The following is a 9813-nucleotide window of genomic DNA, read 5'->3' as shown; positions in this document are numbered from 1 at the left end:
TTCCCGACCGACGTCATCGCCGAATCCGAGGCCGTCAAGCCGGCGACGCTTGATCACCGCGAGGACTGGCGCGACCTGCCCCTCGTCACCATCGATCCGGCCGACGCCAAGGACCATGATGACGCTGTCTTTGCCACGCCCGATCTCGACGAAAAGAACCCGGGCGGCGTGATCGCCACGGTGGCGATCGCCGATGTAGCCGCCTATGTCCGCTACGGCACGGCGCTGGACCGCGAAGCCTTGAAGCGCGGCAATTCGGTCTATTTTCCGGACCGCGTCGTGCCGATGCTGCCCGAGCGTATTTCCAATGATCTGTGCTCGCTGCGCGAGGGCCAGGATCGCCCGGCCCTCGCGGTGCGCATGACCTTCTCCGCCGATGGCCACAAGATCCGGCACTCCTTCCATCGCGTAATGATGAAATCGGCGGCGAAGCTCGCCTATCCGCAGGCGCAGGCCGCCATCGACGGCGTACCCGACGACAAGACCGGTCCGATCCTCGACACCGTGCTGAAGCCGCTGTGGGACGCTTATTCGATCCTCAAGCGCGGTCGCGCCGGCCGCCAGCCGCTCGAACTCGACCTGCCGGAGCGCAAGATCACGCTCAAGCCGGATGGCACGGTCGATCGTGTCATCGTGCCGGAGCGCCTCGATGCCCATAAGCTCATCGAAGAATTCATGATCCAGGCCAATGTCGCCGCCGCCGAGACGCTGGAGGCGAAGAAGCAGGCGCTGGTTTACCGCGTGCACGACGCGCCGTCGCTCGCCAAGCAGGAATCCCTGCGCGAGTTCCTCCAGACGCTCGGCCTGTCGCTGGCGCGCGGCGCGCAGATGCGGCCCAGCCAGTTCAACGGCATCCTTGAGCGCGTGCGCGGCGCCGACAATGAGGCACTGGTCAACGAAGTGGTGCTGCGCTCGCAGAGCCAAGCCGAATATTCGCCAGGCAATATCGGCCATTTCGGCCTCAACCTCAGGCGCTACGCCCATTTCACATCGCCGATCCGCCGCTATGCCGATCTGATCGTGCATCGCGGGCTTATTGCGGCACTCGGCCTCGGTCAGGGAGGACTGACGCAGGACGAAGCAGCTCGGCTCGAAGACGTTGCCATCCTGATCTCCGGCACGGAACGGCGTGCCATGGCGGCCGAGCGCGACACGGTCGACCGGCTGATCGCAGCCTATCTCGCCGAGCGCATCGACGACCGGTTCGACGCCCGAATCTCCGGCGTCACCAAATCAGGACTATTTGTCCAATTGCCGCAATATGGCGCCGATGGCTTTGTCCCCGTGTCAACTTTGGGCGGCGATTACTATATATACGACGAAACGGCTCGCTCGCTCTTCGGAGAACGCTCAGGCAAAGGCTACCAGCTCGCGGACCATGTCGAGGTCCGGCTCGTCGAGGTGGCACCGATGGCCGGCGCCATGCGTTTCGAGATGCTGACCGACCCGAAGCCCCTGCCAGGCTCTACCAGGTCGTTTCACAAGGCTAAGGGCCGCGCCCGTGCGTCGCAATCGCGACCGGGTTCGCGCGGCAGGAGACGATGATGCCAAAAGAATTAGGGATACAAGAACAGATTTTCGGCGGCGAACACCACAGCGGCCGGGTTGCCCGCCCGTTGTGGACGGCGATGAAGCGCGGCCTCGTGGGCCGCTGCCCGAACTGCGGCGAAGGCAAGCTGTTCCGCGGCTTCACCAAGACTGTCGACACCTGCAGCGTCTGCGGCGAGGAAATCCATCACCATCGAGCCGACGACCTGCCGGCCTATCTGGTGATCGTCATCGTAGGCCATATCGTCCTCGGCGCATTCATGGGCGTGGAAGCGACATCGACGCTGTCCACCTGGCAGCACATCCTCATCTGGGTGCCCTTGACCATCATCTTGTCGGTTGCCCTGCTGCAACCTGTCAAAGGCGCCGTCATCGGACTGCAATGGGCGTTCTATATGCACGGTTTCGGTGGCGAAAAGGATGGGGCGGGCTCCCACCACGGCGCCTGATGCGCCGCTGGCGCAACACGCCAATCGCTAAGGCCACTTTCGCATGCAAGAAGTTTCCGCTAGGTCCCTGCGCATGGAAGCAATGACCAAGGCGGATGTCGACAAGCTCGACAAGGGTCTTGCCGCACATGGCGGCCGGCCCCTGCGTCCGCGTGATGCCGCGACCCTGATTCTTCTCGACCGCAAGGGTGATGAGGTGCTGGTGCTGATGGGGCGCCGTCACGCCGGCCACGCCTTCATGCCCGGGAAATTCGTGTTTCCCGGTGGTCGTACCGACCCGGCCGACAGCCGCATCGCGACGGCCACCGCATTGCATCGCGACGAGGAAGCGAAGCTGCTTGCCGGCCCCGGCCGCACCAGTGCCGCGCGGGCCCGCGCCGTCGCCTTGTCGGCAATCCGCGAGACCTATGAGGAAGCCGGGCTGCTCATCGGCGAGAGGGCCGCCTTTGCCACCGACAAGCGCGACTGGCAAGGCTTTGTCGAACACGGCGTGAGGCCTTCGCTCGAAACGCTGCGCCTAATCGCGCGCGCCATCACTCCGCCCAACCGGGTGCGCCGCTTCGACACACGTTTTTTCAGCGCCTGGCGCAGCGACGTTGCGGTCGAACTGCCGGACGGCGGCCCGACCAATGAACTCGAGGAACTGGTCTGGCTGCCGCTTGCCAAGGCCAGGGAAGCCGACATACCCGACATCACCCGAATGATCCTGGACGAGTTGGAAAAGCGCCTCGCCCATGATCCCCTGCTGCGTCCGGGCGGTCCCGTTCCCTTCTACCGGCTTGTCCGTAACCGCTTCACCCGCGAACTTCTGTAGGCAATTCCAGGAAAGTATGACGCGGTTTTCCGCCCGGAATTGCGCAAGATCAACGAGACAGAGTATTCAGCACCCCATGACGGTCGATACCCAACCACAGGGCGACGAACGCGTACACTGGCTGCCGATGGTGGCGGCGATCTCGTCGATCAGCGTCGTCGGCATCGCCATTGGCCTCGGCATGCCGCTCCTCAGCGTCATCCTCGAAACGCGCGGCCACTCGGCTTCGATGATCGGCCTCAACACCGCTGTCGCCGGCCTGGCCTCGATCGCCGGTGCGCCGCTGGCGACGCCGCTCGCCATGCGCTTTGGCGTCGCCTGGACCATGATCGCCATGATCGCCACCGGCGCGCTGGCCTTCGTCGGCTTCCATTTTGCGCCCAATTTCTGGATGTGGTTCCCGCTCCGCATCGTGCTGCATATCGCGTTGACGGTGCTGTTCATCCTGTCGGAATTCTGGATCAGCACGTCGGCGCCGCCGCACCGGCGCGGCCTTGTCCTTGGCATCTACGCCACAGTTCTGTCGCTCGGGTTTGCCGCCGGCCCCTGGCTGTTCGCGCATCTCGGCAGTTCCGGCTTCAGGCCGTTCGGCGTCATCATTGGATTGGTGACGCTGGCCGCCATACCGGTGCTGGCCGCGCGCAACGAAAGCCCCTCCATCGTGGCCGATGGCGAAACCAGCAATTTCCTGCGCTACATCTGGCTGGTGCCGACCGCGACTTTTGCCGTACTGGTGTTCGGCGCGGTCGAAACCGGCGGCTTCGCGCTGTTCCCGGTCTATGGCAACCGCATCGGCTATTCCGAAGCCGACGCCGCATTGCTGCTGACCATGATCGGGCTGGGCAACGTGCTCCTGCAGATCCCGATCGGCATGATCAGCGACCGCGTTTCGGACCGGCGCTATCTGCTGCTCGCCTGCGCCACGGTTGGCCTTGCCGGTACGCTGTTCATGCCCTTCTTTGCCGCCAACTGGCACTTGATGGCAGCGCTTCTGTTCGTCTGGGGCGGTGTCGTCGCGGCCATGTACACGATCGGCCTCGCCCATCTCGGTTCTCAACTCTCCGGCCACGAACTGGCGTCGGCCAACGCGGCCTTCGTGCTGTGCTACGGCGTCGGCATGGTGCTTGGTCCTCAGGCGATCGGCATCGGCATGGACAGTTTCGGGCCTTCCGGCTTCGGCTGGTCGCTCGCCCTGTTCTTCGGCGCCTATATCGCCCTGGTCTGCTTCAGGCTGGTGCGCAAGATCCTGTTATAGCGCGTCCGGGATAGCGATTCTGTTCGCGTACGCGGCAGGCTGCTGACAGAACCATGTCAGCAGCCGCGCGGTAAAAGAGTGTCCCAAAACATCGGACGTTGAGGACACTCACATGATCGACAGCGGCTTTGAAACCACATCCCTGAGAATGACGCTTCTGCTGCTTGTGACCTTCCAGGCACCGGCGGCGGATGTCGACCGCATCATGGACGCGGTGGTTGCGATCGCCCCGCTGGCGATGGGCAAATATGACCGCAACGCCTACCAGTCGGCGCACGGCATCGAGCGCTACAGGCCGCTTGAGGGGGCCACGGCCGGCGCCGAGACGGAATTGCGCCGCCGCCCGGGCACGGTCGAGGTTTCCTTCGAATTGCCGGATGACCAGACTTTGGCCAGCCGTGTCGTCGAGGCGATTTTTCAGGCCCATTCCTACCAGGAGCCGGTGATCCGCATCCAGCCGATCCTCGCCAGCCGCTCCAAGGGGCTGGACGACCGTACCAATCCGAATCGCTGGTGGCACACCACCGGAGACTGGAAAAAGATTGCGGCGCCGGAGACAGAAACCGCATGATTTGAGGCCATGTGGGGTTCCGGTGGGGCGCAGAAGCTCCGCCGGGCTTGACTTTCCAGGCACGTTCTTTATGTGTCGCGCCAAGTTTCCCGCGTCCGGGTGTTTTCCCGTGCTCCAGCGGCCAAAACCCCACGAACAAACGGACTGATACCATGGCCAAAGCCGCAAACATCAAGATCAAGCTTCTGTCGACCGCCGACACCGGTTTCTTCTACGTGACCAGCAAGAACAGCCGGACCAAGACCGACAAGCTGTCGTTCCGCAAGTATGACCCGGTCGCCAAGAAGCACGTCGAATTCAAGGAAACCAAGATCAAGTAATCTGGGTTTTGCCTTTGCGAACAAAAACGCCGCCCATCGGGCGGCGTTTTTCGTATCTAGGTCAGTGTATTTGTTAAGATAGGTGGCAGCCAGCATGACGCGTCGGATCGCCGACACGGCTAAACCACGAGCCGCCATTCGTTAAATTGCCGCCTCGCACGTTAGCATTCACTAAACTAAGTGGGAGGACGATGTGGCGTTGGGTTGGCTAGTGGGTTTTGCGATGCAAAGCGACTTTGCAGCGGCGCGCGAGCTTTTGGAATGCGCACAAAACCGCCTGCGCGGCGAAGACGAAACAAGCCAAAGCATACGCGCCAGGCTGGATGTGATGATCGAAGAGATAGCGGCTGCGGAATTTCAGAAGTCGCCGCTGACGATCGTGCCTTTCCCGAGAAGTCGGCCGCCGAGGGAGCCCAACAAATAGCCCGCACCATACGCGGGTTTGGCGGCGCGAAAGACGTGCTTTTCCTTTCGCGGCGCCGGAGCCTCGCAAATCTGGTGAAGCGGGGTAGCTCCCTTGGCAATTGCAGCGCACGGCCAGCTGAGACTGCGAGCTCCGTTCCCCCGGCCCCGCCCGAAAATCTCCTTCAGCCGATGCGATCGCCGCCTTTCGAATCGAACAGATGCAGCGCCGCCGGATCGGCCGCCAGCCTCACGATGTCGCCGGGTTTCACGCCGGCCCGCCCCATGGCAAAGACGCAAAGCTGCTGGTTGGCCAGTTTGACGTAGAACTGCGTCGAAAGCCCGAGCGGCTCCACCACCACCACCTCGCCCTGGAGCGCGCCGTCATCGGCCAGCCTTATATGTTCAGGCCGCAGGCCGATGGTGATCGCGTCGCCGTCCTTCAGCGGCAGGCCATCCGGCAGCCGCAGCTTCTGGCCGTCGGATAGCACGGCATCCACCTTTCCGGCCTTCTCCACGGTTGCGGGCAGGAAATTCATGCCCGGTGAGCCGATGAAGCCGGCAACGAACATGTTGGCCGGCCGATCATAGAGATCGAGCGGCGCGCCGACCTGCTGGATCAGCCCGTCATGCATGACGACGATCCGGTCGGCCATGGTCATCGCCTCGATCTGGTCGTGAGTGACGTAGACCGAGGTGGTTTTCAACTGTTGGTGCAGCGCCTTGATCTCGGCACGCATATGCACGCGCAGCTTCGCGTCGAGGTTGGACAGCGGCTCGTCGAAGAGAAAAACCTTGGGATCGCGCACGATGGCGCGGCCCATGGCGACGCGCTGGCGTTGGCCGCCCGACAATTGCCGTGGCAGGCGTTGCAGGAATGTGTCGAGGCCGAGCCGCCTGGCTGCGCCATCCACCCTTGCATCGATCGTCGACTTCTGCGCCTTCTTCAGGAGCAGGCTGAAGCCCATGTTTTTCGACACGTCCATGTGCGGGTAGAGCGCATAGGACTGGAACACCATGGCGATGTCGCGGTCCTTGGGTGCCACATCATTGACCAGCCGATCGCCGATACGGATCTCGCCGTCTGAAGCCTCCTCCAGCCCGGCGATCATCCGCAAAAGAGTGGACTTGCCGCAGCCGGACGGCCCAACCAGGACGACGAACTCGCCATCGGCGATTTCAAGATCGACCGCGTGCAGGACGCGGACGGCGCCATAATCCTTGCGGACGTTTTCGAGCGTGACAGAGGCCATCGATCTATCCTTTGACGGCGCCGGCGGTCAGGCCGGTAACGAGATAGCGTTGCAGGAAGGCGAAGAACAAACAAACCGGGATCAGCGCCAGGATGGATGCCGCCATCATCTGCCCCCAGTCGACGGCGAACTTGCCGATGAAGGTGAGCAGGCCGACGGCAAAAGTCTTCTGGTCGTCGCTGGAGATTAGCATCAGTGCGAACAAAAGCTCGCTCCACGCGGCGGTGAAGACGAAGCCGAGCGTCGCTCCCATGCCGGGCAGTGTCAGCGGCACGATCACCTTGCGCATCGCCTGCGCACGCGTGCAGCCGTCGATCATCGCCGCTTCCTCCAGATCCTTTGGAATGCCATCGAAGAAGGACTGCATCAGAAAGGTGGCAAAGGCGGTGTTGAAGGCGGTGTAGATGATGATCAGCCCAGTCAGGCTGTTGATCAGGCCGATCTGCCCCATGACGCGGTAGATCGGCGGAATGACCATTACCAGGGGGAAGGTCTGGGTCAAAAGCAGCATCAAGGCCAGCGCCGCCTTGCCGCGAAAGGTGAAGCGCGACATGGCATAGCCGGCAAGCGTGGCGATGATTGTCACCAAAGCCGCCGTCGACACCGAGACGATGACGCTGTTGAGGAAATAGCGGGGGAAATCGGTGGCCTCGAGCACGGTGACGAAGTTCTGCAGCGTCATGTGCGAAGGCCAGAAAGTGATGCCTTCGGAATAGAGCAGCCGCTCCGGCGTCACCGAGATTTTCAGCGTCCAGTAGATGGGGAACAAGGCGAAGACTACATAGGCCGCGATTGCCGCGTAGAGGCCGACGCCGCCGAAGAACCGTTGTGAGGTTGAGCGTCCCGCGATCATCAGACGTGCCTCACCAGGGAGCGGCGGATGGCGATCAGCGCGATGGCATAGGCAATCAGCAACACAAGCAGCAGCACGGCCACCGCCGAGGCATAGCCCTTGTCCAGCGACTTGAAGGCGCTGACATAGATGTAGACCGGCACTGTGTTGGTCGAACCGGCCGGTCCGCCCTCGGTCATGACGAAGATCAGATCGGCGAAGGTAGCGATCCAGATGGTGCGCAGCATCACGGTGATCGCAATTGTCGGCGCCAGGAACGGCAGCGTGACCTTGGTGAAACGCTGCCAGGGCGAAGCGCCGTCGATCGCTGCCGCCTCGTGCAGTTCGGAGGGAATGGACTTCAGCGCCGCCAACAGCGTGATGGCGAAGAACGGAATGCCGAACCAGACATTGGCGACGATCGGCCCCCACATCGCCGTGGCAGGGTCGGAGAGCACGTTTGTCGGTTCCGCCTTCAGTCCCAGCGCGAACAACCAGTGCGGCAGCGGCCCGATGATGGGGTTGAACAGCCAGGCCCAGGTCAGGCCCGACAGGAAGGATGGCACCGCCCAGGGCAGGAACACCAGCGCCTGCACCGCCTTGCGGCCGCGGAACGGCTTGTCGAGCAGCAGCGCCAGGCCAAGGCCGAGGAAGAACTGGAAGAACAGGCTGGCGACCGTCCACCATAGCGTGTTGACCAGCGCCTGGCCCAGCACCTGGTCCGACAGCATCGCCTGATACTGGCCGAGCCCGACATATTCCGACTTGAAGGCCGAGAATTTGCGGAAGGAGTAGCTGATGCCGATGACCAGCGGCACCAAAAGGACGACGACCAGCAGGATGATCGCCGGGCTCAGATAGAGCCAGGGCTCGATGGCGGCGTGCGACAGCCGCTTTCGTCGCGGCTTGCCGGCGGATCGGATTTCGGACACGGCGTAGGTCATTGATTTGGCTCTACGGTAGAGGATGGATGCCGGAAGGCAAAACAGCGTCCTTCTCCCGTTCGGTGGGGAGAAGATGCAGTCAGGCGGATGAGGGCGGCGCTAACTTGGCGCCGCCATCCGTCACTTCGTGACGCCCTCTCCCCGTAAACGGGGAGAAGGAAGAGGCGTCACTTCTTGTTCTTCGCCAGCCAGTCCTGCTGTTCCTTGGTCAGGAATTGAGCCCATTGGTCGGCGACGTCCTTGGCGGTCTTCTGGCCGAGCAGCACTTCCTGGAAATTCTTGATCGCCACCTGGTCGACGAAATTGCCGAGGTTCTCCAGATGCGTCGGCGGCGTCACCATTTCATATTTGGAGGTGTCGCTCAGCTCCGTGAACCAGCCCTTGAACTGCTCGGTCTTGAAATGGGGATCCTGGTCGGCGCCGTTGTGGATCGGCACCACGCCGACTTCCTTCGCCCATTCGAGATTGTCCTTTGGCGACAGAAGGGTCGCCATCAGCTTCCAGGCATCGTCCTTGTGCTGCGAGTTGGCGAACATCGCCCAGCCGGCATAGCCGAGCGTCGGATAGGACTTGCCGCTCGGACCAACCGGCAGGGGCGCCACGGCGAAGTCGTCGGCGCTCATCTTGTCGGCGATGCCGAGCAGCGCGTCCGGATCCTGGTTGAGCATGGCGCAGGTACCGGAATAGAAACCGGTGACGGTTTCGTTGAAACCCCAGCTTACCGCATCCTTCGGCGCCAGTCCGTCCTTGTACATGTCGGCCAGCATCTGCAGGCCCTTGACCGAGCCCTCCTCGTTGATGGTCGAGGTGCCGTCTTCGTTGAAGTATCCGCCCTTGCCCTGAGCGATGTTCATGAACATGTGCATGCCGTTGAACGCGCCGGGCCCGCCGCGCAGGCAGTACCCGTATTTGCCTGGAATGGCGGAGATCTTCTTGGAGTCGGCGACGAATTCGTCGAGCGTCGCGGGCGGGCCGTCGAGGCCGGCTTGCTTGAACAGCTTCTTGTTCCAGAACAGCGCGTTCACATAGTAGCCGTAGGGGATCATGAACTGGGTGTTGTTGACGGTCGAGCCGAACTGCTTGGCGCGCTCGCCGAGCGTCTTGGCGTCATCCCATTTGGCCATGTAGGGACCGAGATCCTCGAGCTGGGCATTGTTGGCATAGAGGCCCATCCAGCGCTCCGGCATCTCGACCACGTCAGGCGTGTCGCCGGCCTGCACCATGGTCAGGAACTTTTCGAAGGCCTGGCCCCACGGCAGCGAGATCAACTCGACCTTGACGCCGGGATTGGCGGCCTCGAATTCGGCGATCTGCTTTTTCAGGAATTCGGTTCGCGGCGGGCTGGTGATGACTTCGACCATCTTCAGGGTCGAATCGGCCAGCGCGCTCCCGGCGGAAATGGCCAGCCCCGCGACGGTGGCAAGC

The 9813-nt window shown here is 62.6% G+C and carries 11 protein-coding genes; 7 read left to right on the top strand and 4 right to left on the bottom strand.

From position 1 onward, the window contains the following. The 7 genes from rnr to C1D09_RS09220 form a co-directional block, all read left to right on the top strand. A partial coding sequence (gene rnr / locus C1D09_RS09250) for a ribonuclease R (RefSeq protein ID WP_143973977.1) occupies positions 1–1545 on the top strand: 1545 nt, incomplete at its 5' end. After that, entirely contained in the window at positions 1545–1997 is a 453-nt protein-coding gene (locus C1D09_RS09245; protein ID WP_143973976.1) for a DUF983 domain-containing protein, read from the top strand. The genes rnr and C1D09_RS09245, both read left to right, overlap by 1 nt. Before the next feature lie 73 nt (positions 1998–2070). Beyond that, positions 2071–2811, top strand: a complete 741-nt coding sequence (locus tag C1D09_RS09240) for an NUDIX hydrolase (protein WP_143973975.1) — start codon at positions 2071–2073, stop codon at positions 2809–2811. 76 nt (positions 2812–2887) lie between these two features. Beyond that, entirely contained in the window at positions 2888–4066 is a 1179-nt protein-coding gene (locus C1D09_RS09235) for an MFS transporter (protein ID WP_143973974.1), read from the top strand. 112 nt (positions 4067–4178) lie between these two features. After that, positions 4179–4637 carry a YqfO family protein gene (locus C1D09_RS09230; protein ID WP_143973973.1) on the top strand — a complete coding sequence of 153 codons (459 nt, stop codon included), beginning with the start codon at positions 4179–4181 and terminating at the stop codon, positions 4635–4637. A gap of 152 nt (positions 4638–4789) precedes the next feature. Beyond that, positions 4790–4957, top strand: a complete 168-nt coding sequence (gene rpmG, locus C1D09_RS09225) for a 50S ribosomal protein L33 (RefSeq protein WP_006201775.1) — start codon at positions 4790–4792, stop codon at positions 4955–4957. Between the two features lie 223 nt (positions 4958–5180). After that, a complete protein-coding gene (locus C1D09_RS09220; RefSeq protein ID WP_143973972.1) occupies positions 5181–5381 on the top strand; it encodes a hypothetical protein in 201 nt (66 codons plus the stop codon). 163 nt (positions 5382–5544) lie between these two features. Here the strand turns inward: C1D09_RS09220 and C1D09_RS09215 are convergent, their stop codons facing one another. From C1D09_RS09215 to C1D09_RS09200, 4 genes are all read right to left on the bottom strand, one after another. Beyond that, entirely contained in the window at positions 5545–6612 is a 1068-nt protein-coding gene (locus C1D09_RS09215) for an ABC transporter ATP-binding protein (RefSeq protein ID WP_143973971.1), read from the bottom strand. 4 nt (positions 6613–6616) lie between these two features. Further along, entirely contained in the window at positions 6617–7465 is an 849-nt protein-coding gene (locus tag C1D09_RS09210; RefSeq protein WP_143973970.1) for a carbohydrate ABC transporter permease, read from the bottom strand. After that, entirely contained in the window at positions 7465–8388 is a 924-nt protein-coding gene (locus C1D09_RS09205) for a carbohydrate ABC transporter permease (protein WP_143973969.1), read from the bottom strand. The genes C1D09_RS09210 and C1D09_RS09205 overlap by 1 nt, the downstream gene beginning before the upstream one ends. A gap of 167 nt (positions 8389–8555) precedes the next feature. After that, on the bottom strand, positions 8556–9813 hold a 1258-nt coding region (locus C1D09_RS09200), incomplete at its 5' end, for an ABC transporter substrate-binding protein (RefSeq protein ID WP_425463409.1).

The organism is Mesorhizobium intechi (assembly GCF_002879535.1).
Classification (GTDB): Bacteria; Pseudomonadota; Alphaproteobacteria; order Rhizobiales; family Rhizobiaceae; genus Mesorhizobium; species Mesorhizobium intechi.
This window is presented reverse-complemented; position numbering and strand designations above follow the sequence as displayed.

Coding starts and splice junctions, on each gene's coding strand:
- C1D09_RS09245 (WP_143973976.1), top strand. CDS start 1,545: ATGCCAAAAGAATTAGGGATACAAGAACAGATTTTCGGCGGCGAACAC.
- C1D09_RS09240 (WP_143973975.1), top strand. CDS start 2,071: ATGGAAGCAATGACCAAGGCGGATGTCGACAAGCTCGACAAGGGTCTT.
- C1D09_RS09235 (WP_143973974.1), top strand. CDS start 2,888: ATGACGGTCGATACCCAACCACAGGGCGACGAACGCGTACACTGGCTG.
- C1D09_RS09230 (WP_143973973.1), top strand. CDS start 4,179: ATGATCGACAGCGGCTTTGAAACCACATCCCTGAGAATGACGCTTCTG.
- rpmG (WP_006201775.1), top strand. CDS start 4,790: ATGGCCAAAGCCGCAAACATCAAGATCAAGCTTCTGTCGACCGCCGAC.
- C1D09_RS09220 (WP_143973972.1), top strand. CDS start 5,181: ATGCAAAGCGACTTTGCAGCGGCGCGCGAGCTTTTGGAATGCGCACAA.
- C1D09_RS09215 (WP_143973971.1), bottom strand. CDS start 6,612: ATGGCCTCTGTCACGCTCGAAAACGTCCGCAAGGATTATGGCGCCGTC.
- C1D09_RS09210 (WP_143973970.1), bottom strand. CDS start 7,465: ATGATCGCGGGACGCTCAACCTCACAACGGTTCTTCGGCGGCGTCGGC.
- C1D09_RS09205 (WP_143973969.1), bottom strand. CDS start 8,388: ATGACCTACGCCGTGTCCGAAATCCGATCCGCCGGCAAGCCGCGACGA.